Source organism: Pseudomonas sp. GW704-F2, assembly GCF_059423025.1.
The window spans coordinates 1-21,891 of the sequence record NZ_JBWKXO010000056.1 but is presented as its reverse complement, the minus strand read 5'-3'; the positions used below and the strand labels follow the sequence as shown (position 1 = coordinate 21,891).

Annotated in this window: 21 protein-coding genes; 7 read left to right on the top strand and 14 right to left on the bottom strand. The window is 64.5% G+C overall.

Features of this window, described 5'->3' with window-relative positions; genetic code table 11:
• Positions 1-5: 5 nt before the first annotated feature.
• The 5 genes from AC07W0_RS28375 to AC07W0_RS28355 are packed head-to-tail and all read right to left on the bottom strand — an operon-like array spanning position 6 to position 3,718.
• Positions 6-1,355, bottom strand: a complete 1,350-nt coding sequence (locus tag AC07W0_RS28375; protein WP_017847308.1) for an aromatic ring-hydroxylating dioxygenase subunit alpha — start codon at positions 1,353-1,355, stop codon at positions 6-8.
• Positions 1,356-1,394: 39 nt separating this feature from the next.
• Positions 1,395-1,748: a non-heme iron oxygenase ferredoxin subunit gene (locus AC07W0_RS28370; RefSeq protein WP_017847307.1), complete on the bottom strand. Its 354-nt coding sequence runs from the start codon at positions 1,746-1,748 to the stop codon at positions 1,395-1,397.
• Complete coding sequence (locus tag AC07W0_RS28365; RefSeq protein ID WP_046383254.1) at positions 1,720-2,595, bottom strand: DODA-type extradiol aromatic ring-opening family dioxygenase; 876 nt, start codon at positions 2,593-2,595, stop codon at positions 1,720-1,722. Before AC07W0_RS28365 ends, AC07W0_RS28370 begins: the two co-directional genes overlap by 29 nt.
• 4 nt (positions 2,596-2,599) lie before the next feature.
• Entirely contained in the window at positions 2,600-2,896 is a 297-nt protein-coding gene (locus AC07W0_RS28360; protein WP_032804499.1) for an extradiol ring-cleavage dioxygenase, read from the bottom strand.
• Positions 2,897-2,902: 6 nt separating this feature from the next.
• A complete protein-coding gene (locus tag AC07W0_RS28355) occupies positions 2,903-3,718 on the bottom strand; it encodes an alpha/beta fold hydrolase (RefSeq protein WP_102618765.1) in 816 nt (271 codons plus the stop codon).
• 295 nt (positions 3,719-4,013) lie between these two features.
• Here AC07W0_RS28355 and AC07W0_RS28350 point away from each other — a divergent pair, with 295 nt between their 5' ends.
• The 6 genes from AC07W0_RS28350 to AC07W0_RS28325 all read left to right on the top strand — a co-directional run bounded on the left by AC07W0_RS28350 (position 4,014) and on the right by AC07W0_RS28325 (position 11,115).
• Positions 4,014-4,595, top strand: a complete 582-nt coding sequence (locus AC07W0_RS28350; RefSeq protein WP_017847303.1) for a TetR/AcrR family transcriptional regulator — start codon at positions 4,014-4,016, stop codon at positions 4,593-4,595.
• Between the two features lie 456 nt (positions 4,596-5,051).
• A complete protein-coding gene (locus tag AC07W0_RS28345) occupies positions 5,052-6,089 on the top strand; it encodes a branched-chain amino acid ABC transporter permease (RefSeq protein WP_102618766.1) in 1,038 nt (345 codons plus the stop codon).
• Positions 6,089-7,855 carry a branched-chain amino acid ABC transporter ATP-binding protein/permease gene (locus AC07W0_RS28340; protein WP_102618767.1) on the top strand — a complete coding sequence of 589 codons (1,767 nt, stop codon included), beginning with the start codon at positions 6,089-6,091 and terminating at the stop codon, positions 7,853-7,855. The genes AC07W0_RS28345 and AC07W0_RS28340 overlap by 1 nt, the downstream gene beginning before the upstream one ends.
• Positions 7,856-7,860: 5 nt before the next feature.
• Positions 7,861-8,616 carry an ABC transporter ATP-binding protein gene (locus AC07W0_RS28335; RefSeq protein WP_232566609.1) on the top strand — a complete coding sequence of 252 codons (756 nt, stop codon included), beginning with the start codon at positions 7,861-7,863 and terminating at the stop codon, positions 8,614-8,616.
• Positions 8,617-8,666: 50 nt separating this feature from the next.
• Complete coding sequence (locus tag AC07W0_RS28330) at positions 8,667-9,803, top strand: ABC transporter substrate-binding protein (protein WP_102618768.1); 1,137 nt, start codon at positions 8,667-8,669, stop codon at positions 9,801-9,803.
• Positions 9,804-9,834: 31 nt separating this feature from the next.
• Positions 9,835-11,115, top strand: coding sequence for an OprD family porin (locus AC07W0_RS28325; protein ID WP_046486464.1), 1,281 nt, complete (start codon positions 9,835-9,837; stop codon positions 11,113-11,115).
• A gap of 160 nt (positions 11,116-11,275) precedes the next feature.
• Here the strand turns inward: AC07W0_RS28325 and AC07W0_RS28320 are convergent, their stop codons facing one another.
• The 6 genes from AC07W0_RS28320 to AC07W0_RS28295 all read right to left on the bottom strand — a co-directional run bounded on the left by AC07W0_RS28320 (position 11,276) and on the right by AC07W0_RS28295 (position 18,322).
• Positions 11,276-12,400 (bottom strand): NAD(P)/FAD-dependent oxidoreductase, encoded by a 1,125-nt coding sequence (locus AC07W0_RS28320; protein WP_046486465.1) that lies wholly within the window; start codon positions 12,398-12,400, stop codon positions 11,276-11,278.
• A complete protein-coding gene (locus AC07W0_RS28315; protein ID WP_102618769.1) occupies positions 12,393-14,015 on the bottom strand; it encodes a methionine--tRNA ligase in 1,623 nt (540 codons plus the stop codon). Before AC07W0_RS28315 ends, AC07W0_RS28320 begins: the two co-directional genes overlap by 8 nt.
• A 4-nt stretch (positions 14,016-14,019) precedes the next feature.
• Positions 14,020-15,144 carry an NAD(P)/FAD-dependent oxidoreductase gene (locus AC07W0_RS28310; protein WP_256580895.1) on the bottom strand — a complete coding sequence of 375 codons (1,125 nt, stop codon included), beginning with the start codon at positions 15,142-15,144 and terminating at the stop codon, positions 14,020-14,022.
• Positions 15,141-15,494 carry a cupin domain-containing protein gene (locus tag AC07W0_RS28305; protein ID WP_017847294.1) on the bottom strand — a complete coding sequence of 118 codons (354 nt, stop codon included), beginning with the start codon at positions 15,492-15,494 and terminating at the stop codon, positions 15,141-15,143. The genes AC07W0_RS28310 and AC07W0_RS28305 overlap by 4 nt, the downstream gene beginning before the upstream one ends.
• A 16-nt stretch (positions 15,495-15,510) precedes the next feature.
• Positions 15,511-16,851 (bottom strand): lysine N(6)-hydroxylase/L-ornithine N(5)-oxygenase family protein, encoded by a 1,341-nt coding sequence (locus AC07W0_RS28300; RefSeq protein ID WP_046486467.1) that lies wholly within the window; start codon positions 16,849-16,851, stop codon positions 15,511-15,513.
• 97 nt (positions 16,852-16,948) lie between these two features.
• A complete protein-coding gene (locus AC07W0_RS28295; protein ID WP_046383245.1) occupies positions 16,949-18,322 on the bottom strand; it encodes an MFS transporter in 1,374 nt (457 codons plus the stop codon).
• A gap of 137 nt (positions 18,323-18,459) precedes the next feature.
• Between AC07W0_RS28295 and AC07W0_RS28290 the strand changes: the two genes are divergently transcribed.
• Positions 18,460-19,221 carry an ArsR/SmtB family transcription factor gene (locus tag AC07W0_RS28290; RefSeq protein WP_102618771.1) on the top strand — a complete coding sequence of 254 codons (762 nt, stop codon included), beginning with the start codon at positions 18,460-18,462 and terminating at the stop codon, positions 19,219-19,221.
• Here the strand turns inward: AC07W0_RS28290 and AC07W0_RS28285 are convergent.
• From AC07W0_RS28285 to AC07W0_RS28275, 3 genes are read right to left on the bottom strand one after another with little or no spacing between them, the layout of a single operon-like run.
• Positions 19,196-19,861: a glutathione S-transferase family protein gene (locus AC07W0_RS28285; RefSeq protein ID WP_017847290.1), complete on the bottom strand. Its 666-nt coding sequence runs from the start codon at positions 19,859-19,861 to the stop codon at positions 19,196-19,198. The two genes, AC07W0_RS28290 and AC07W0_RS28285, sit on opposite strands and share 26 nt — an antisense overlap.
• Positions 19,858-21,327, bottom strand: a complete 1,470-nt coding sequence (locus AC07W0_RS28280; RefSeq protein WP_102618772.1) for an FAD/NAD(P)-binding protein — start codon at positions 21,325-21,327, stop codon at positions 19,858-19,860. The genes AC07W0_RS28285 and AC07W0_RS28280 overlap by 4 nt, the downstream gene beginning before the upstream one ends.
• Positions 21,324-21,758, bottom strand: a complete 435-nt coding sequence (locus AC07W0_RS28275) for a nuclear transport factor 2 family protein (protein ID WP_046486470.1) — start codon at positions 21,756-21,758, stop codon at positions 21,324-21,326. The genes AC07W0_RS28280 and AC07W0_RS28275 overlap by 4 nt, the downstream gene beginning before the upstream one ends.
• Between the last annotated feature and the right edge of the window lie 133 nt (positions 21,759-21,891).

Here is a 21,891-nt window from a genome sequence, read left to right as displayed (position 1 = left end):
CCCCCTCAGCGCAGCGTGCCGTTGCGGTCCGGAACATCGGCCCAGGTCGGTGCCTGCAGCAGGTCCTTCCAGCGCTGATAGAACGCCCGCGCATTACATTCGTTGAGCTGGCCCTTGAACACATTGCCGGGCAACTCGCTGTTTTCGAGACGGGTGTGCATGCCCAGGCCGACGTACAGGTCCTGATAACGCGTGACCACGCCACGGCTGCTCTTGGTGCAGTACTCCCAGTTCTCGCCGTCGTCCATCTCGAACACCCCGGTGGGCGAGAACGTCATCATCGCGCCGCGCCGCCACTTGTCTTTGATGTCCTGCGGGGCGTTTTTGTTGACGATCACCCAGGTGAACAGCTCGATCTTGTGCGGGCCGCGCGGCTGCCAGATGCGAACGGTGTTTTGCCCCGGCAGAAAGGAAAAGTTGGGGAACACGGTGAACGAGGAAATCGCCCCGATCAGCCGCGAGCGGAATTCACCGAGGCGGTCCGCCACCTTGGGACGCAGCACGTGCAGGTATTTGTTGATGTCTTTCTCGCCCAGGGTCGCGGCGTTGCCGACCACGTCGGTGGCGAACTCGTAGCCGTGGCCATTCCAGTTCACCGAGTACGACTCGGGCAACTCGCCGACATTCGCCACCGGCCCGCCGAGCATGGCCTTGGCCGCCGAATCGTGGGTCCAGCCGCCGTGCAGGATGTCACCGACGAAGTTCTCGGCGGCGATCTTCCAGTTGCACTCAATGGTGGAGCGGATGCAACCACCGAGAAACTCGCTGCCGCCTTCATCCATGTCGAGCATCACGTCCATGTACCAGGTCATCGGCCCGAGGTATTCCTCCAGGGTCGGCGCATCGCTGGCAAATGTGGCGAAAACCAGGCCTTTATAGCTGGCGACACGCGCCTCGCGCAGGCCGTGCCTGGACTTGTCGAACTGGCTTTCTTCGTAGCATTTGGACTCGTGCATGCCCATCAGCCGGCCGCCATCGGCACCGAACGACCAGCCATGGTAGTTGCAGATAAAGCCGCGGGCGTTGCCGGCCTCGGCAAAGCACACCTTGTTGCCACGGTGCGGGCAGGCATTGAGGAAGACCTTGATCGAGGCGTCCTTCTGGCGCACCACCAGCACTTCGTCTTCACCCATCGAGGTGGTCAGGTAGTCGCCGGACTTGGGCAGCTGGGACTCGTGTGCGACGAACAGCCAGCAGCGCGCGAAGATTTTCTCCAGCTCCTGCTCGTAGATCGCCGGGTCCCAGAAGACCTTGCCGGACAGGCGCCCTTCCTCCATGTCGCAGATACGGTCGAGGTTGCCCAGGGCGGGCGTGCTTTCAATGGTTCTGAGCGGTATGTGTTTGTTGTTATCCATGGTTCAGACTCACAGGAATACGGTTGGACAGCGGCCCGGTCACACCGGGCTGTTGGCGGCGGCCAGCGCCTCGTCAGCCTCCAGGGCGATGTCGGCGAACACCTCGCGGTCGGTGACGATGACCTTGTAGGTGCGCAAGTGGCGCTCGCAGGGAAACGTCACCGCCTTGCCGCTGGGCACATGGAACTGGCCCCAGTGGACCGGGCAGGTAATCAGGTCGTCTTCCAGGTCGCCCTCGGCCAGCGAAGCGGTGGCGTGGGTACACATGTCGGTGGTGGCGTAGAACGTGCCCCCCAGGTTGTAGACGCAGATGGCGTCGCCCTCGCGGTGGGCAACCTTCTTCAGCTCCCCTGGCGCCAGCTCATCACGTTGGCAAAGTAATACACGGCTCATGCTCGGCCCTCACACTCAGTTGCACAAAGCCCAGCCCGGTGACCCAGGCGGGTACGGCTTCATAGGCAATCACTTCGCCCTGCGGGCGCTCGATGGCGGCCAGGGCGCAGGCGAAGTTACGGATTTCCATCGCGCCGTTGCCGGCCCGACGCAGGATCTCTTCGTCGCTGTAGGCGCACAGCGCTTGCAGGTCGCCATTGACGCCGAGGGCGAGAATCTCGCGATCGAAGTCTTCGGCCACCCGGCCCATCTCGGCGGTGCCGACCCAGTGGCTGATACCGCCACTGCCGATAATCACCACACGCTCGTCGGCATCGAACGCTTCGACGGCCGCCCGCAGCTGCCGGCCGAGGTCGGCCGAACGCTGGAGCGAGATGTACGGGTCAACGCCGCACGCCAGGTACACCGGAATGCTCGGCAACTCACGCCCGAGCAAGGCCTCGGCCGGCTTGACCACCAGTTGGTGCGGAATGGAAAAGGAATGGTCGACGGTAAAACTGCGCGCCACGGTCCAGTCCACGCCCTGCCCATCGCCGTGCTCGACAATGTGCGCGGCCAACGCTTGATGATTGCGCACCGCGCCACGTTCCAGGCCCGGCAGGCGATCGATGGGGCCATCCACATCGCCGGTGCCGATCACATAGCGCGGCAGGCAATGGGTGCCGAACAGAATGTAATGGTCGCAACCGACGATGATCACCGAGGTCGGCTGCAAGGCCGCCAGGCGTTCGGCGCAGGCTTCGTATGCAGCCCATACCGCCTCACGTTGCGCCAACGGCGGCGCGTCGGGTGCCACGAACATTACCGGGTCATGCGGCATCCAGAAGCCGCCTACTATCTTGCCCATCGGTTCACCCCTTGAGCGCGGCGGAAAATCCCGCGCTGTGTTCGTCGGTAGCGCCCAGGCGCTGTTTGTAGAGGCTCATGTTGCGGTCAGGGGCAAGCTCCTGCCAGAAGCCCATGGTCAGCATCGGGTTGACCCCGGCCGCCTGCAGCCCGGCAACATCGAACTCGACGATCATGCGGACCTCGGCCTCCTCCAGGGCAAAACGCCCGAGGAACCCGACCGCGTCCTGCCGAAAGCGCTCTTTGGCGACACGCTCGACGCACAGCTGCCAGAGCGCACGCTCCATAACGTTTCTGCTCATACCGGCCTACTCGCTGAGGAAATCGCGGACCAGCGCGGCAAAGCGGCGCGGCTGCTCGCTCTGCACCCAGTGCCCACAGCGCCCGAACAGGTGCAGGTCGGCATCGGGAATGCTGTTGGCGATCAGCAGCCCGCACTCGGGCGGCACCACGCGGTCTTCACGGCCGTGTACCACCAGCGTCGGCGCGACGATCTTGGCCAACGCGGCCGCGGGAAAGCCCTTGACCAGGGTCGGACCGTCGGCGGCCGGCTGCGGGATCAGTTTGCGTAGCGCCTGCTGGGCACCAGGGCGCGCACTGGCTTCGTAACGTGCCTGCACCATCGCCTCGGTAATCAGCGACACGTCATAGGGGAACAGCTTCATCAGCTCGCGCATGTTGTCCAGCGATGGCTCGTATTCCCAGGCGCCGCGCAAGCCTGGGGTCTGCACGAAGTCACCGGCCGGGGTGCCGAGCAACACCAGCTTTTTGACCCGCTCCGGTGCGAACACCGCCAGGCCGATGGCCAGCGCGCCGCCAAACGAATTGCCGACGAACGAGGCTTTTTCGATGTCCAGGGCATCCATGATGCCGAGCAGATGGTTGACCCACAGCTTGATGTCGTACTTGGCGTCGTCCTTGAACTCGGTGAAGCCGAAGCCGGCGATGTCCGGCACGACCACGCGCCAGCGATCAGCGAACACCGGCACGGTATTGGCCCAGTTGGCCCAGCCCGATACACCGGGGCCCGAACCATGCAACAGGAACAAGGCCTCGCCCTGACCGGCTTCGTGGTAGTGAGTCTGGTGCCCTGCTGCAAGCAGAGTCTTGGGATTTGCGCTCATGTCGGCCTCCGGTTCTTATTCTTAACATACAGATGTGTATCTGTATGCTATTTACCGATTTGACCTGCGTCAATTAAAAAAACGTGGCTTTGTGCAAATAATCTAAAAGCCAACCTACACACATGTACTCTAGAATCCGAGCACACGCAGCCCCCATGCGCGGGCCACAGTCGGTGCGCTGGCAATAGCTTCGTCGTTGCGCCGGGCGTTAGAATGGCGGCTCGCTGCCAAGGCGGGCGTCGAACGCTGCTGTGCCCTGGCGCTTATCCAGCTTGTTGGACAAGGCCCCTAGACAATGTCATCACGCACCAACCTCACGCGGGAAGATTGGATTCATGCGGCACAGGAAGTCCTGGTTACCAGCGGCGTCGACGCTGTGCGGGTCGATACCCTGGCCAAGGAATTGAAGATCACCCGTGGCAGCTTCTACTACCACTTCAAAAGTCGCGGGGAACTGCTCGAAGGCATCCTCGGCAACTGGCGCGCACGCGCCACCGAAGATGTGATTCTGCACCTGCGCAATGCCCACAGCTCGCCGCTGCAACAACTGCATCGCCTGCTCGAACTGCCCTCCCACGGGCAGACCGCCAAGGACGCCGCCTCGATCGAGCTGGGCATTCGCGGCTGGGCCCGCCGCGACAAGCAGGCGCGCCAGGCCATCGACGAAGTCGACAGCCACCGCCTGAGCTACATCGAAGGCTTGCTGATCCAGGCCGGCGTGCCCAGTGGCGATGCCCAGGACCGCGCCTACCTGATCTATGCCTACCAGATCAGCCTGTCATTGCTGCACAGCGAAGACACCCCGCAACAACGCCTGGAACGCAGCCAGCGCATGGCCGGCATCCTGATCCCCGAATCCTGCACCCTCCCCGCCTGAGCCCGGATGCCGACCTGCGTCGGCATTCATAAAAATACATAAATGTATCTTTCAAGATCACAAAGCAGCACGCGCACTGGGTGCTGAACTTTTCAGATGAAAAAGATTATTTTATTTTTTTATCTGAAAACAACAACATAGATCAGAACTCCGCCTTTAAACAAACCGTTACAGCGGCGCCTATTGACAAAGCGCCTACCCTCCCGCGTAGTCTATACATACACATTCACATGTGTATTTTAAAGCTGTGTATGGCGCTCCCTCAGGCTTATCCACACGACAATAAGAATAGAAAACGGGTACCTCACTATGCACTTGCATGCCCCCCTGCGCACGGCCACTCCCTGCGCGCTTGACACCTCGCCCTCTCGACGACAGCACCCCGGCACGGCATTGACCGGCGCCCGCTGGCGCACACCTTCGCCTCCCTTTCCTACCGCTCGCTGAGGGCCGCTCATGGATATCTCAATACTGGCGTTTCTCGCCCAGGACGGCCTGACCACGGGCGCGATTTATGCCTTGGTGGCGCTGGCCCTGGTGCTGGTGTTCTCGGTGACGCGCACCATCCTGGTGTGTCAGGGCGACTTCGTCACCTACAGCGCCCTGACCCTGGCCACCCTGCAACTGGGGCTGGTGCCCGGCACCCTGTGGCTGCTGCTCGGCTGCTCGCTGGCCGCCTGCACACTGGACAGCATCGCCGCGCTGCGCCGTGGTCAATCGCGCCGGGTGCCCGGCCTGCTGGCACGCTACCTGGGTTTGCCGACGGTGCTGTGGGTGGTGCTGGACACCTTCGAGCTGGCCGGTTTGCCGGCCGTGTTGCAGATCCTGCTGACCCTGGCGCTGGTCACGCCGCTGGGGCCGCTGCTGTATCGCCTGGTGTATCAACGGGTGGCCGAGACCTCGGTGCTGTTGCTGCTGATCGTATCGGTGGCCGTACACATCACGCTGGTGGGTATCAGCTTGCTGATGTTCGGCGCAGAAGGGGTTCGCACCGATGCCCTGGCCGAAGCGGTGTTCATGCTCGGTGAGCTGCCGGTGGGCCTGCAAAGCCTGTTGGTGATCGCCAGCGCCCTGCTGCTGATCGGCCTGCTCTACGCGTTCTTCGGCCACAGCCTGTATGGCAAGGCCCTGCGCGCCACGGCACTGAATCGCAAGGGCGCGCAACTGGTGGGCATCCCCACACAGCTGGCCGGCAAGGCGGCGTTCGGCCTGGCGGCGTTGATCGGCGCCATTTCCGGCGTGCTGATCGGCCCGCTGACCACCCTGTACTACGACTCGGGCTTTCTGATCAGCCTCAAGGGGTTTGTCGCTGCGATCTTCGGCGGCCTGGCCAGTTACCCGATTGCCGCGGCCAGTGCGTTTTTCGTCGGTGTCCTGGAGAGCTTCGCCAACTTCGGCGCCTCGGCCTACAAGGAGGTGATCGTGTTCACCCTGGTGATCCCGGTACTGCTGTGGCTCTCGTTGAAGCACCCTCACCTTGAGGAGCAACACTGATGATCCGTCGACTGATCCCCCTGTTCGCCCTGCTGCTTCTGGCGGGCCTGGCACCAGTGCTGCTGCCGACCTTCCATGTCACGCTGCTGAATTACATCGGCCTGTACAGCCTGGTCGCCCTGGGCCTGGTGCTGCTGACCGGCATCGGCGGCATGACCTCGTTCGGCCAGGCCGCGTTCGTCGGTATCGGCGCCTACGCCAGCGCGGTGCTGACCACCCAATATGGCCTGTCGCCCTGGCTCGGTTTGCTCGCGGGCCTGGCGATTACCCTTGTGGTTGCCACCAGCCTGGGTCTGTTGACCCTGCGCCTGGCCGGCCACTACCTGCCCATCGGCACCCTGGCCTGGGGCCTGGCGCTGTTTTACCTGTTCGGCAACCTGCCCGGGCTGGGCGGCTTCGGCGGCCTGCAAAACCTGCCGAATATCAGCCTGTTCGGCTGGCAGGTCCGCGACCCGGCCGACTTCAGCCTGCTGATTGGGCTGCTGTTGGCGATCAGCCTGTGGCTGCTCGACAACCTGCTGCACAGCCGCCAGGGCCGCGCCATCCGCACCCTCAAGGATTCCGCCGGCATGGCTGAGGCGATGGGCATCGACACGGCGCGCAGCCGCTTGCAGTTGTTCATCATCGCGGCCCTGCTCGCGGCGTTGTCGGGCTGGCTGTACGCGCACCTGCAACGTGTGGTCAATCCCACGCCGTTCTCGGTGGTGATGGGTATCGAGTATCTGTTCATGATCGTGCTCGGCGGCGTTGCCAGCCTCTGGGGCGCACTGCTCGGCGCAGCCCTGCTGACCCTGATCAAACAGGTGCTGCAAGACGTACTGCCACAGCTGTTCGGACACGCCGACAACGTCGAGATGATTTTCTTCGGCGTGCTGGTGATCCTGGTCCTGCAATATGCCCGTGGCGGCCTGTTGCCATTACTGAGTGGCCTGTTCCCGACGGCACGACCCCGTCCGCTGCCCGAGCACCCGGCCCATGCGCTGCCCCGCCGGACGATGCCCGCCAACGGGCAGCCGTTGATGGTCGCAGAAGGTCTGCTCAAGCAGTTTGGCGGACTGGTGGCCAACAAGGACATGGGTTTGACCGTCAATGGCGCCGAAATCACCGCGCTGATCGGTCCCAACGGCGCTGGCAAGTCGACCCTGTTCAATCTGTTGTCCGGGGTGCTGGCGCCCAATGCCGGCCAGATCGTTTTTCTCGGCCAGCGCATCGACGGCCTGTCGCCGCGTGCCATCGCCCGACTGGGCGTCAGCCGCACCTTCCAGCATGTGCGTTTGTTGCCGGACATGAGCGTCCTGGAAAACGTCGCCCTCGGCGCCCATGCCCGGGGCAAAGCCGGGCTGCTGCGCTCGATGCTGCATCTGGAGCGCGAAGAGGAAGCCGCCCTGCTGGCCGAAGCCCGGCGCCAGATCGAACGCGTGGGCCTGGGCGCCGCCCTGCACACCCCCGCCGGCAGCCTGCCGTTGGGCCAGCAGCGCATCGTCGAAATTGCCCGAGCGCTGTGCAGCGATCCCCTGTTGCTGTTGCTCGACGAACCCGCCGCCGGACTGCGCCATGCCGAAAAGCAGGCACTCGCCCACCTGCTCGAACAACTGCGCAGCGAAGGCCTCGGCGTGCTGCTGGTGGAGCACGACATGGAGTTCGTCATGGGCCTGGCCGACCAGATCGTGGTGATGGAATTCGGCCAGCGCCTGGCCGGTGGCACGCCGCTGCAGATACAGCAAAACCCTGCGGTGCTTGCCGCCTACCTTGGAGGTGTCGAATGAGTCGCCTGCTGGATGTACGCAACCTGACGATCAGCCACGGCAAGGTCGAAGCGGTACGCCAACTCAACCTGAGCCTGGAGGAAGGCCAGATCGTCAGCCTGATCGGCCCCAACGGCGCCGGCAAGACCACCTTGATGGCGGCGCTGATCGGCCTGCTGCCAGCACAGGGCCAGGTGAGTTACGCCGGCCAGCCGCTGCTGGCGCACCACGACGTCGCCCAGCGCATCGACAAGGGCATGGCGCTGGTGCCGGAAAGCCGCGAACTGTTCGGCCTGATGAGCGTCGAGGACAACCTGCGCCTGGGCGCCTTCAGCCGTCATCGGCGTGGCTTTCGCGACCACCAGAAGACCCTCGACGAAGTCTTCGGCCTGTTCCCGCGCATGTACGAACGGCGCAGTCAGCCGGCCTGCACCCTGTCGGGCGGCGAACGCCAGATGCTTGCCATCGGCCGCGCACTGATGGCCAAGCCGCGCTTGCTGATGCTCGACGAACCCAGCCTGGGCCTGGCCCCGCGGGTGATCGGCGAAATCTTCACGATCTTCGAGACCCTGCGCCAGAGCGGCGTGTCGATCCTGCTGGTCGAGCAAAACGCCCGCGCCGCGCTGAAGATTTCCGACTACGGCTACGTGCTCGAAGTCGGGGAAATCGTGCTTGAAGGCAGCGCCCAAGCCTTGGCCAACAACCCTCAGGTGGCCGAAATCTACCTGGGCCGCCCACCCACCCGAGCCGCCATGGAGGTCACCAGCGCTACCGGCACGTAGCGCCCTGCCACAGCCTTTGCCACACCATAAAAAAAATATCAGGAGCGTGTATGAGATCGATTTTTCCCTTGCTGTTGCTGGCCTCACTGTCTGCCGCCGCACAGGCGGACATGACCGTCGGCGTGATTCTCTCCACCACCGGCCCCGGTGCCTCGCTGGGTATTCCCGAGCGCAATACCGTGGCCCTGTTGCCCAAGGAAATTGCCGGCCAGGCGGTGAAATACGTGGTACTGGACGACGGCAGCGACAGCACGGCCGCCGCCAAGAACGCGCGCAAACTGGTGAGTGAAAACCGTGTCGACCTGTTGATCGGCTCCACCACCGTGCCCACCTCGGCGGCCGTGGCGCAAATCGCCAAGGAGAGCAAGACCGCGCAGATCGCCCTGGCCCCATTCGCCCCGGCAAGTGGCGAACAGACCTGGATCTTCACCGTCGCCCAGACCAACACCTTGATGGCCGAGGCGCTGATCGAGCACATGCAAAAAGCCGGCGTAAAAACCCTGGCGTATATCGGCTACAACGATGTGTGGGGCGAAGACTGGCACAAAGTGCTGAGCAAGATGGCGCCGGCGGCAGGCATCCAATTGGTGCGAGACGAGCGCTTCAACCGCACCGACTCGTCGGTCAGTGGCCAGGCCCTGAAGGTCATGAGCAGCAAGCCCGATGCGGTATTGATCGGCGCCACCGGCACACCCGCGGCCCTGCCCCACACCGAACTGCGGCGCCTGGGTTACAAGGGCACCATTTACCACACCCATGGTGCGGCCAACAGCGCGTTCCTGCGCATCGGCGACAAAGCCTTGAACGGCGCGATCCTGCCCGTGGGCCCCGTGGTGGTATGGGACAAACTGCCCGCCAGCCACCCGTCCAAAGCCATCGCCAGCCAATACGCGCAGGATTACCAGGCCCAGTACGGCGCCAACAGCCTGTCGCCATTCGGCGCCTACCTGTACGACGCCATGCGCCTGGTGGAGGCCGCCGTGCCGGCCGCGCTCAAAGGCAGCACACCGGGCACGCCAGCGTTTCGCGAGCAACTGCGCGACCAGCTTGAGCAGACCCGCAACGTGGTCGGCACCCACGGCGTGTACAACCTGAGCGCCACCGACCACTTCGGCCACGACCAGCGCGCTCGCGCACTGGTGACGGTGCAGGATCAGCAGTGGGTCCTCTTGCATGCCCCTGAATAACCCCGACAACAATAATAAAAAGGCAACGTCCATGAGTACTCTGAAACGGGTTCACACCACCCTCGCCCTCGGTACGCTGTGCAGCATCAGCCCCACGCTGCTGGCCCAGGGTTTTATCGAAGACAGCAAGGCCACGCTGACCTCGCGCAACTACTACTTCGACCGCGACTACAAAGGCGACTCGGCGCAATCGGCCACCCGTGAATGGGCGCAGGGCTTCATCCTGCGCTTCACTTCCGGTTATACCCCTGGCACCGTGGGGTTTGGCCTGGATGCCCAAGGCCTGCTCGGTTTGAAACTCGACTCCAGCCCCGATCGCACCGGCACCGGCCTGCTGTCGTACAACCCGGTCACTCGCCAGCCGAACGACAGCTATTCAGAACTGGGGCTGACCGGCAAGGTCAAGGTATCGAAAACCGAACTGCAGGGCGGCACGCTCGCGCCGAACCTGCCCATCCTGTTTGCCAGCCCGGCGCGCCTGCTGCCACAGACCTTTCGTGGCGCCCAGCTCAAGTCCCAGGACATCGACAACCTGACGCTCAATGCCGGCTGGCTCGACCGCATGAACCAGCGCGATTCGACCAACTACCAGAAGATCACCCTGGCCTCGCCCAACCGGCGCTTCAACGGTGCGGCCGAATCGGACAGCTTCAGCTTTGCCGGCGGCGACTACAAATGGTCCGACGCTCTCACACTCAAGTACTACCATGCGGAACTTGCGGACATTTATCGCCAGGACTTCGTCGGGTTTATCGACAATCGCCCACTGGGCCCGGGGCGGGTGAAAACCGATGTGCGCTACCACATCAGCGGCGAGGACGGCCCCGCCAAAGCGGGCAAGGTCGACAACCGCACCTTCGGCGTGATGAGCACCTACAGCCTGGGCGCCCACAGCCTCGGGCTCGGTTACATGCAACTGAGCGGTGACACGGCAATGCCCTACATCGCCGGTTCAGAACCGATGGTGGTCAGTGAAGGCGCCTTGAGCAGCGAGTTCCTCAACCCCAAGGAACGCACCTGGCAGGTCCGCTACGACTATGACTTCGCCGCCCTGGCGGTTCCCGGGCTCAAGGGCATGCTGCGGTATCTGGACGCCAGCCATATCGAACTACCGAGTGCATTGGGCGGCAGTGATCGCAGCGAGAGCGAAAAAGACATAGAGCTGTCTTATGTGGTGCAGAGCGGCACCTTCAAGAACGTCGCGTTCCGCTTGCGCCATGCCTGGTACCGCAATGACTTCGCCCCCAGCGCTTCGTTTCGCGATGACAACGAACTGCGGGTGAACATCGATTACACCTTGGCGCTCTGGTAAAGCCTCAATAGGTTAACCCGTTGCGAAACACCCCGGCTTTCCGGGGTGTTTTGCGTTGAGGCTTACTCGGCCGCGTTGATCAGGCCGATGGAGGAGTAGACGTTGCCCGGGGCCAGATTGCATCGCGGCCCGCGCAGCCACACAATTTACTGAATTACCGTTACCCGACCAACCGCTGCAGCGCAAACGGCGCCATCGCCGCCGACATCTCCCCCGTCAACACCCACTGCGCAATCGCCTGTCCGAACAGCGGCGCGAACTTGAAACCATGCCCGCTCAACCCTGCCGCGACCATCAACCCCGGCACGCGCGGGTCCGGGCCGAGCAGCGGATTACCGTCCGGCGTGTCATCGAAGAACGACACGCGGCGCCCGATCGGCTGTGCGCCCAGTAAACGTTGCACGCGTTGCGCGGCGCGGTCACGGTAGGCCAACACCTGAGTGTCGCTGAAGGTGCCGTCGAAGGCATCCGGGTCGATGGGCGCCCCTTCGGCGCCGCCCAGCGCGCCGATCACGTAGCTGCCGGGGCGATCCGGGCGCAGGTAGAAGCCGACGTCGCGGTCGCAGTAGCCCGGCATCGGCTTATCCGCGCCGCAGACCTCGAGAATGCCCACGCATTGCCGTGTGGCGTGAATCGGCAGCGGCGCGCCGCACTCGGCGGCCAGTGCGGCGGCCCACGGCCCGGCGGCGTTGATCACATGGCTGCTGGCGATAAACCCGCAGTCGGTCTGCACGCCGATGACGCGGCCGGCCTGGCGCACAATCCGCCGCGCCGCCCGGCCCTCTTCGATCACCGCGCCCAGGGCGCTCGCACCGGCGGCAAAGCTGCGTGCGGTAAGACGCGGGTCGCAATAACCGGCGTCCGGTTCGTAGACCGCGCCCGCCAGGCCATCGGTGTCCAGGTCCGGCACCCGTTCCCGTATCTGCTCGGGGCAGAGCCATTCAAGCGGCGCGCCCGCTGCCCGCAGACGCGCGACATTGGCCTGGGTGGTCGCTTGCGCGTGCCCGGCAATACCGGTCAGGAACCCCGTGCGCTGGTAGCCGCATGCGCCGGGATAGTGCTGCGGCCACTCGCGATAGGCCCGCACACCTTGCGTCGCCAGGTAGCTGAGGGCGGGGTCGGCATAATACGCCCGGACGATCCCCGGCGATGCGCCCGACGAGCCGCTGGCAATCGCGCCTTTATCGAGCAGCCTGACCGACGCCCCGGCCCGCGCCAGGTGCCAGGCTGCGGCGGTGCCGGTGGTGCCGGCGCCGATCACGATAACGTCGGCGTATTCATGCATCGCTGGTGGCCCCGGCAAGCACCACGCTGGCCGGCAGGCACGGCGCCAATGCGGCCGGCGACAGCGGCGCAAAGCGTGGGCGCGCCGAGGTCTGCGGACGTGGCTGCGAGGCAGCGCGCAGCGCCTGGATCAGCGGCAAACCGTCATGCCCCAGGCGCTGCCACAGGTACTCGGCCAGGCGCGGCATGATCGGCGCGGCCAGGTACGCCAGGCCCTTGAGCCACAGGTAGGCGTGGGCGGGCTGCGTGACGTCCAGGTCGGGGCGTTGCATCCATTGATGCAGCACGTCCCAGGCTTCGCGCACCGACACCGCGTCCAACCGGAAGGCCTGCCCCAACCGCGTAACGGCCAGCTCCAGGGCCGGCCACAGTGCCGGGTCGATGGACTGCGGCCGCGTGTGATCGAGGACGGCCAGCGCCAGGTCGATGCGACCGTCGAGCGCACCGGCCAGGTCCACATTGACCACCTCGACAAACTCCTCCACGGCGAAGTTGGTTTCGCCCTGTTCGGGGCTTTCGCGGCTCAGGAAGTAACGCACCGCGTCGCTGGTCGCCGGGGTCTTTTCGACGATATCGGCGGCCCATACCACATGCAGGCGGCTGGTGGAAAACTTCGCGCCTTGCAGGTTGTAGAAGTAATTGGTCAACACGTAATCGAATGAGCGGTGATCCTGCAACGCATCCATCACCGCGACACTTCCGGCCAACAGCAGCACCGCGTTGTCGATGCCAAAACTGACCAGCGTCGTCACCTCGCTGCTGCGCAGCATGGCATGGCCGTGCTCGGGCGCCTGTTCCTGGGATCGGTCGGCGCAGGTCAGCGCATACTCCCAGCCCGATTCGAACAGCACGCGCGGGTTGCCGAAGCGGTCCGGGCTCCAGGCAACGCCCCATTCGCCCGGCGCGGTCAGCCGCACCCGGCCGTTTTCCCGTTCCAGGAAGCGCGCAATCACCTCGACGATCGACGCCGGCGCACCGGAGGTCGCCATGCGCTGCAGCAACTGCTCGGGGTGGGCGACGGTCAGAAACAGGCTTTCGACCTCAACCCAGTGCAGGGGGCTGTCGCCCATGCGCGGTTGCGGGTCAAGCATGGCTTCCGGGCGAAACAGTGCGCCGCAGGCTTCGCAAAAATAGCCGCCCGCCCCCGCCCGGCAATACGGGCATTGCCCCAGCAGCCAGGCCCCCGCCATGTAGCGCCGGGTGTCCGGGCAATACAGCACGCGTTCGACCACGCTTTGCGTCACCCCGAGCGCCACCAGGCGCTCCACCGTGCGCTGGGCATTGCGCGCATGCTGCTGCGCATAGGGGCCTTGCACCAGGTCGAGGAAGTCATCCACCTCGACATCCAGCGCGCGCAGGTCATGGGCGATTTGCCCGTGATAGTCGCGCACCACGGCTTCGGGCGTGCGCTGCTCTTGCAGGGCCTTCCACAGCACATAGGAGTCGAAGCCGTCGACCGCCGAGACCACGTCGACACGATGGCCCTGGCTACGCAGGTAGCGCCCCAGCATGTCCATGCGCAAGTACGGCCCGGCGATATGCCCCAGGTGCAGCCTGCCGTTCGGAGTGGGCGGGATGGGCATCAGGAAGAAGGTTTGCGCGGCGATAGCGGTCATCTTTTCAATCCATCGAAACAGTAGAAAGGGTGGGTTTGGCGGTAGCGGGCGCATCGGGCCACTGGGCGACGAGCAGGTCCACGGCTTCGCGGGCAATGCCCGGTGCCAGGCGGAAACCGGCGCCGCTGCCGGCGCCGGCAAACACCAGGTTCTGCCCGGCGTCGAAGCTCACCTGCGACTCTCCGCCGGGGCTGTAGCTGTCGCAGAACACCCGGCCGCCGCGACAGCGGGCCACCAGCTCGGGCAGGTAGTGCGCCAGCGTGCGGGTGGCCACCTGCACATCGTGGCGGTTGATTTCCAGTGCATGTTTGCGCGGCGCAACGTCCCATTCATCGCACCGGAAGCTGAACAACCACTGGTTACGCGCCGCCAATGGCATCAGGTAAGCGTCGGATTGCGGCAGGAACAGCGCCGCGGCGTTGCTCGGCGGTACGCCGTCGATATGCAGGGCCACCACCTTCTTCACCCGCAGCCCATGGCGCGCGGCAAGCGCGTCAAACGGCGGCTCGCTGACCCACGGCCCCGTGGCAACCAGGGTGCGGCGGGCACGCAGCGTGGCGCCGTCGGCCAGGGTGATGCGCGTGCCGCTGCCCAGCGCATCGATCTGCTGCACGCCTACGCCTTCGATGCAGCGCACATGGGCACTGGCCAGGCTGTGGCCGATCAGCAATCGCGCCACCAGCGGCGGCTCATAACTTTCGGCGGTGCCGCCACGCAACAGGCTTTCGTTCGCGCCAACGTTGAGTGGGGCGCCCAGGCGTGAGCCCAGGTCCGCCACGCACAGGTCGGCGGGCTGAACCGGCGCATCGACCAGGGCCTGCTCGATGTCTGCGCTAAAGCTGCGTTCGGCCAGCCAGTACACCGGCGCCTGGGTGGTGCGGATGCCCAGGCGATCACGCAGGGCCCGATACAGCTCGGCGCTCTCCCCGGCCAGGCGCCGTTCGCGCGGCGAGCGGCCGGTGGCCAGCAGCACACCCGCCGAATGGGCGGTGGCCCCGTCGCCGATGCGGTAGCGGTCGATCAGCAGAATCTGCCAGTGGGGATAGCGTTGCGTCGCATGATGCAACGCCCAGGCGCCGATAATGCCGCCTCCGACAATCACCAGGTCGAAGTGCTGCGCCATGCTCATGCCCACCACACCGAAAACACCTGGACCTGGGTCATGCCGTTGTTGCGCGCGAAATGCGGCCGCCAGGGCGCGAAATACAGGCTTTCGCCATTTCTGACCGCGTGCCAGGTGCCGTCGTAGCAGACGTCCAGCTCGCCGCCGCTGATAAACCAGATTTCGTTCACGGCGTGCTTGTCTTCGTCCGTCGCGCTGTGTGGCTCGAGGGTGAAACGCGATGACTGGATCGGCGCATTGGCCAGTTTGCCGGCAAAGTGGTGCAGGTACAGGCGCACGCCTTCCGGCGCCACGGGCTCCTCGGTTTCTCGAATCACCGGGGCATTGCCGTTGGGGGCAAGTGTGATGGGTTCCATGACCGGGCTCCTGGGTCTAGTTGGCGAGAGCGGTCAGGCGATCGAAACGCGCATCGCCGACCTCGTCGAATACTTCGTTGGCGCCCCATTGGACGAACGCCTCGGGCTCATCCAAGTCGTACAGGGCTTGCCCGCTGACGCTGTTGATGATGTTCGCGCAACGCCAGGGGATCAGGCCCAGGTTCGGGTCGGCGATGCCTTTCTGGCTGCGCGCGGCGTTTTGCACATAGATGGCCGAGCCCTGCGGCCCATCCCAGGCGACGGAATAGTCATCGTTGAAGACGTACTCGCCGTTGCATTGGGTAATCCGTGATTCGAGCGCCGCCAGGCACGCCGGCATCTGGTAGGCATAGCCTGTACACAGCACCGCGGTGTCGGCACTCAGTTCCTCCTGCACCTGGCTGTGCCCGTGCGCCATCGACAGGCTCCAGTGATGCGGGCGCTGCTGAATCGCGGTCAACTCGCGCCCGGGCAGCAGGCGAATGTGACAGGGGTGCTGCAAGACGTGCTTGAGCTCGTACAGGCGGCGATAAATCGACTGCAACAACGCCTGGGAAATGCCGTCGCTCGCCAGTTTCTGCTCGACCAGCAATGGCCGGCGCACGGCCTCGGGCTGGGCGAAAAAGTGGTCGCTGTACTGCGGGGTGTAGAGCTCGTTGGTAAACGGCGACTCATCCAGCGGCGAAAAATTCCAGCGCCGCGAGACCCAGGTCACGCTGGCGGGCAAGGCGGCGGTGTCGGACAGCAGGTGCTGGATGATTTCGGCCCCGGTCTGGCCGCCACCGATCACCACCACGCGCTGGTCTTTGAAGCTGCGCTTGCGGGTCATGTACTGCGAGGAGTGAAACAGCGTATCGCCCAGATGCGCCTGCGCGCACGCCGGGATCGACGGTTGCTGCCCGGTGCCCAACACCAGGTGGCGCGCCGGCTGCGCCCAGGTATCGCCTTGGAGCAGGAACAGGCCGTTATCGAACGTCACCGAACGCACTTCGCTGTTGAAATGCAGATTCGGCAGCTGGCTGCACGCCCAGCGGTAGTACTGGTTGAACTCGCGGCGCAGCACCTGCTCGAAATGCGCGTTGATAAAACTGAGCAGCTGTTTTTTCTGCGCCAGGTAAGCGAGGAATGACAGCGGGTTGGACGGGTCCACCAGGCTGACCAGGTCCTTGAGGTAATGCACCTGCAGTTTGGCCTCGGGCACCATCATCCCCGCATGCCATTGAAATTCGCTGCTGCGCTCGAAGAACGCTGCGCTAATGCTCGGTTTGGGCTGGGCCAGCGCCGCCAGGCTAAGGTTGGCCGGACCGATGCCGATCCCTGCCATATCGACAACTGCAGGTGCAGAACGCAGATTCATGATCATTATCCCTATTGATGATGTTTTTCAGGTGCAGCGACGCTTCGCGAATGTCACGAAAACGTGCCGGGCAATCGCCTTTACAGGTGCAGGTCCATCAACTTTCCACGGGTTGCGCCGCCGGCGCTTTCAACACCAGGGCGGCCATCAGCATGGCGAGCAACGACAAGCCGATGGCGACGCTGACGGCGACGTCAATGGCATCGCCCAGGGGCTGAATCGAGGTGAGCAAGGCGCCGAAGATCGCCACGCCGAAGGCGGAGCCGCTTTGGCGGCTGGCATTGAGCGTGCCCGCCGCCACCCCGGCCTTGGCGCGGTCGACCACACTCATCAGCACGGAGGTGGCGGCCGGGGTGATGATCCCGGCACCGAACCCCACGGCCGGGTAGCACACTGCGATACGCCAGTACGGTGCGTCACTGGCCAGGGCGAACAGGCCGATAAACCCCACGGTGTACAGGCCGAACCCCGCACACAGCACGGCGCGCGCGCCATACGCACGGGTCAGCCGGCCGCAGGTGAAGCTGCCCAGGGTGACCATGGCGGTCAATGGCAGGAAAGCCAGCCCGGTGTCCAGCGGCGACCAGCCACGCTCGCTCTGGAAGTACACGCTGAGCAGGAAAAACAGGCCATAGAACACCAGGGCCGATGCCAGCGACAGCAGCGTCGCCCCCGAGAACACCGGGTTGCGGAAATACTGCAGCGGCAGCATCGGGTCCTTGTGGCGGCTTTCGGTCACAAAGAACACGCACCAGGCGATACAGGCCACGAACACGCAGGCGTACACCCATTCGGAGTTCCACCCCAGCTTCGCCCCTTCAATCAGCACCGCCACCGAGGTCGCCAGCGCGATAATCGCGGCGACTTGCCCGGTGACGTCCAAGTGCCGGTTTGGCGCCAACGGTGCCGAAGACGGGATGCGCGAGGTCAGCCACACGCCCACCAGGGCGATCGGCACGTTGATCAAGAAGATGCTGCGCCAGCCGAACAGCTCGATCAGTACGCCGCCCACCAGCGGTCCGGCCGCCATGGCGATGCCGCCGCACCCGGCCCACACGCCAATGGCGCCGGCGCGCTGGTGGGTCTGCGGGTAAGCGCTGTTGATCAACATCAAGGAACACGGCACCAGCAACGCAGCGCCCAGCCCCTGCAGGACCCGCGCACCGACCAACTCCGGCAGGTCGGTGGCCAGGCCGCACAACGCCGAGGCCAGGGCAAACAGGCCGAGGCCGACGGCGTAGATTTTCTTCGCGCCGAAACGATCGCCCAGCAGGCCGCCCGTCAGCAGCAGGCTGGCGAAGGTCAGGGTATATGCGTTGATCACCCACTGCAGCCCGGTGATACCCGAGCCAAAGGTGCGGGAAATCGATTCCACTGCCACGTTGACAATCGAAGTGTCGAGGATAACGACCACATAGCTCAGACTCGTCGCAATCAGTACTTGTCGTTGGTAGCGGGTGTTGGAGGTCATGACCGCGAGCGTCCTTTAAGGGGGCGGCTCGACTATATGCAGCTTTCTGGGATAAACGCTTCGAGCTGTGTCGAAGTGTTTATGTTTATGTCATCCTGAAATCCGATTTCACCTGGCACAGCACGGAGTTCGACGGAATGACCCAGCCAAAAATCTCATCCATCGCCTACCTGATCGCCGAACCCGTGCGCGCAGTGATCCTGATCACCCTGGCAGATGGCAGTTCGATGTCTGCCAGCGCCTTGGCCGATGCCGCTGGCGTGACGCCGCAGACGGCCAGTTCGCACCTGGCGAAGCTGCTCGACGGCGGCTTGCTCACCGTGGAGACCAAGGGCCGCAACCGCTTCTATCAATTGGCCGGCCCCGATGTGTCCCATGTGCTGGAAAGCCTGGCGGCGGTCGCACCGCAAACCAGTTCGTGGCGTAGCCTGCCCAACCGTTCGGCCCATGAATTGCGTTTTGCCCGTTGCTGCTACGACCACCTGGCCGGCCAGGTCGGCGTAGCGGTGACCCAAGGCATGCTGGAGCAGGGTTTTCTCCTTGAAAGCGACGAGCGCGAATACGTGCTCACCCGGCGTGGTACCGAGTGGCTGCAGTCACTCAACCCGCAGGCCGGCGAGCCATGCTTGCACGACCACCTCCAGGCCCGCCGCTGCCTGGATTGGACCGAACGGCAACACCACATCGCCGGGCCGCTCGGCACCCACCTGCTGGAGACTTTTTGCCGGCTGGGTTGGCTGCGCCGAACCGCCGGCTCGCGTGCGGTACATGTGACCGGCTCGGGCTGGCGGGCATTCAAGCTGCATCTGGGGATTGAGCATCTGCGCCATCTCGAAGCACCGCTGCATGCCGTGACCCCGGCCAGGAAAACCCTTATGCCGGCACCTGTTGCGAGCTGAACAAGCGCTCGATTTCGGCGATGCGGCGCTCCTGGGCCACCCCACTCTGCTGCCAGGCGAGCAGCGCATTGATCCGCGCGTACCAGGCCGCCACATGGGGATACTCCAGAAACGGCGCCTGGGTCCGCGGGATATGACTCAGCGGGGCCGCCAGGTCGATGTCCGCCAGGCTCAACGCGTCGCCCACCACAAAGCGCCGGGTGCGCAAGTGCCCGTCGAGCACCGCCGTGTAGCGGTGGATCGCCTGCAGCGCTTCGGCCACCAGGGTCGGGTTCTCGGCGCGGCCTTTGAGGCGGTCCATGAACCGCTGCTCGATCAGCACCGTGGGCCCGCGACGAAAATGCTCGGCGGCCCAGAACATCCATTTGAGCGTTTCGTACTTGGCATTGCCCGCGGGCAGCAATGACGAGCCGGCCCGTTCCGCCAGGTAAATCATGATCGCCGAGGCTTCGAACAGCACCACATCGCCGTCGACCAAGGTCGGGATCGTGCCGTTGGGGTTGAGCGCCAGGTACTCCGGCGTGCGGTTCTCGCCACTGAACAGGTCGAGGAAGACGAATTCGACCTCAAGCCCCAGGTAAGCGGCGGTCGTCAGTACGCGCCGGGTATTGCTCGAACCTCTGTCGCCATACACTTTCATGCCACTGCCTCGGTTGCGTGTTTGTCCATGAATGAAGGGTGCTCGGCGAGCAGCATCACCACCTCGCGGGCCTGGCGCACCGATTGGTACACCGAATTGACCATCGGCGCCGCCAGGTACGAGGCCACGCCCAGCAGCCAGATGTCTTCCGGCGCCTCGGCGCCGGGCAGGCTGACCTGCAACTGCGCTGACACATAAGGCGGCGTACACGGCGTTGCCGGCGGCACCTGCAGCTCAAGGCCGTTGCGCGAGGCATGGAAAAACTGTTTATGAAAACCGCTGGCGCACACCACCGCATCCACCGCCTCGATGCGCCCCTGGGCATCGTGGACCCGCCATTGGCCTTGCCACTCAAGCTGTGTCGGCAAGTGCGCGGCCAGCTGCAGGCGCCCTTCATCGATCAGGCGCAGCAGCGTGGTTGCGGTCTGCAAAGGCACCGCGAACAGGTAACGCCCGACCGCTTCCCAGCAGTTTTGCAGCGCCGCCACGGGCACCGAGGGCGGCGCCGCGCGCAACTTCACGTCGGCCAGGTCCATGCACTGCACCAACAGGTTCTGCCAGTCCGTCGCGCCCCGTCGGGCCAAGGCGACTTCGCCGCGCAGACGCTGGGTGGGCTCCGCGCTGCGATCGACTTGTTCGCGCAGCGAGCGGCCATTGATCGCCTTGGTCGCCCGCGCAACGATGCGCAGCAAGTGCCAGTACAGCTTGGGGTTTTCCAGGTCCAGCCGGGCGAATCGCGCTTCATCCAGGGCCACCGCGCCACGCCGGGGGGTGGCGGTACGCACGCCCGGCAAACGCCCGGAAGGCGACGCCATCAGCACCCGGTGTCCCGCGCCGCAGAGCAGCAACACACTGTCGACCGCCGACAGGCGACTGCCCAGCACCAAGACCCGTGACGGTTTATCCAGGCTGTCCAGCCAGGCCTTGGCCGGGTATGGCGTGGAGAAAATGCCCGGCGCACCGGCATGCGGGCTGACCAGCGGCGGCACGAACGGCGCGGCACTGCCGGTGCAGACCAGCACGGCACAGGCGCGCAGCTCGCTGCCTTCATCCAGCACCAGGCGATAGTCGCCGCGCGCGACCGGCTGGATATGCCGCACCGTCGCCCGCACGATCCGATGCGCAATGCCCCGGGCCTCGGCCACATCGCGGTACTCGGCATAGCGTTGCTTGAGATAGCCCGCCACCCAGGTCCGTGGCACAAACGCGTCTTCGCCGACGTCGATGCCCTGCGCCTGGAGGTAACGCTGAAAGTCGTGCGGTTCATCGTCCAGTATCGACAGGGTCTGCACCGAGGTGTTGCATAACAGCACGTCCTCGCAGACGCCGAAGGCAATCGAGTCCGCCAGCCCCTCGGGATCGATGATGTCGATACGCTTGGCGTTGCCGGCGCGCACCAGTTGGATAAACGCCGCGACCCCGGTCACCGACCCACCAATGATGGCAACCGCCGCACGCGGGTTCACAGCGCTTGCGCCTTCGCCAGCACTGGCGCCAGCAAGCGCACGCCATACCAGCCCCAATACACGCGGTGGCAGGTGATCAAGCCGTTTTCAATCTCCATCATTTCCATCAGGTCGACCTGCTCCCCCGTCGGCGTCTTGCGCGGGTATTCCCACGTCAGGTTGCGGCCATTGATGAAGGCTTTATCGCTGCGATACCACTCAGCCAGGTCATTGGGAAAGCGGCGCTTGCTGTCCTCCATGAACCGCTGGATCGTCCCCCGGCCGACCAGCACGCCGCTGCCGTGGTCGGGGTAGATCGCCAGCACCAGCGGCGTTTCGAACACCGCCTGCTCGGCATACAACGCCGCCGTCGCGGCCAGGTCGCCGGCACAGACGCTGGCGTGCCAGGCTTCATAGATAGCCAGCAGGCCGGGATCGATCGACGCAGTCATGAGGTTTCCTCGCGTGGCAGCACCGCTGCTAATAGAAGCCGCAATTGTAAAAAATTGGTTCTTCACGGAATCCCGGGAAACACAGAAACAAGAACGCCGATTTGATGGATGATGTTCGTGCGAGCAAACACAT

Coding starts and splice junctions, on each gene's coding strand:
- AC07W0_RS28375 (WP_017847308.1), bottom strand. CDS start 1,355: ATGGATAACAACAAACACATACCGCTCAGAACCATTGAAAGCACGCCC.
- AC07W0_RS28370 (WP_017847307.1), bottom strand. CDS start 1,748: ATGAGCCGTGTATTACTTTGCCAACGTGATGAGCTGGCGCCAGGGGAG.
- AC07W0_RS28365 (WP_046383254.1), bottom strand. CDS start 2,595: ATGGGCAAGATAGTAGGCGGCTTCTGGATGCCGCATGACCCGGTAATG.
- AC07W0_RS28360 (WP_032804499.1), bottom strand. CDS start 2,896: ATGAGCAGAAACGTTATGGAGCGTGCGCTCTGGCAGCTGTGCGTCGAG.
- AC07W0_RS28355 (WP_102618765.1), bottom strand. CDS start 3,718: ATGAGCGCAAATCCCAAGACTCTGCTTGCAGCAGGGCACCAGACTCAC.
- AC07W0_RS28350 (WP_017847303.1), top strand. CDS start 4,014: ATGTCATCACGCACCAACCTCACGCGGGAAGATTGGATTCATGCGGCA.
- AC07W0_RS28345 (WP_102618766.1), top strand. CDS start 5,052: ATGGATATCTCAATACTGGCGTTTCTCGCCCAGGACGGCCTGACCACG.
- AC07W0_RS28340 (WP_102618767.1), top strand. CDS start 6,089: ATGATCCGTCGACTGATCCCCCTGTTCGCCCTGCTGCTTCTGGCGGGC.
- AC07W0_RS28330 (WP_102618768.1), top strand. CDS start 8,667: ATGAGATCGATTTTTCCCTTGCTGTTGCTGGCCTCACTGTCTGCCGCC.
- AC07W0_RS28325 (WP_046486464.1), top strand. CDS start 9,835: ATGAGTACTCTGAAACGGGTTCACACCACCCTCGCCCTCGGTACGCTG.
- AC07W0_RS28320 (WP_046486465.1), bottom strand. CDS start 12,400: ATGCATGAATACGCCGACGTTATCGTGATCGGCGCCGGCACCACCGGC.
- AC07W0_RS28315 (WP_102618769.1), bottom strand. CDS start 14,015: ATGACCGCTATCGCCGCGCAAACCTTCTTCCTGATGCCCATCCCGCCC.
- AC07W0_RS28310 (WP_256580895.1), bottom strand. CDS start 15,144: ATGAGCATGGCGCAGCACTTCGACCTGGTGATTGTCGGAGGCGGCATT.
- AC07W0_RS28305 (WP_017847294.1), bottom strand. CDS start 15,494: ATGGAACCCATCACACTTGCCCCCAACGGCAATGCCCCGGTGATTCGA.
- AC07W0_RS28300 (WP_046486467.1), bottom strand. CDS start 16,851: ATGAATCTGCGTTCTGCACCTGCAGTTGTCGATATGGCAGGGATCGGC.
- AC07W0_RS28295 (WP_046383245.1), bottom strand. CDS start 18,322: ATGACCTCCAACACCCGCTACCAACGACAAGTACTGATTGCGACGAGT.
- AC07W0_RS28290 (WP_102618771.1), top strand. CDS start 18,460: ATGACCCAGCCAAAAATCTCATCCATCGCCTACCTGATCGCCGAACCC.
- AC07W0_RS28285 (WP_017847290.1), bottom strand. CDS start 19,861: ATGAAAGTGTATGGCGACAGAGGTTCGAGCAATACCCGGCGCGTACTG.
- AC07W0_RS28275 (WP_046486470.1), bottom strand. CDS start 21,758: ATGACTGCGTCGATCGATCCCGGCCTGCTGGCTATCTATGAAGCCTGG.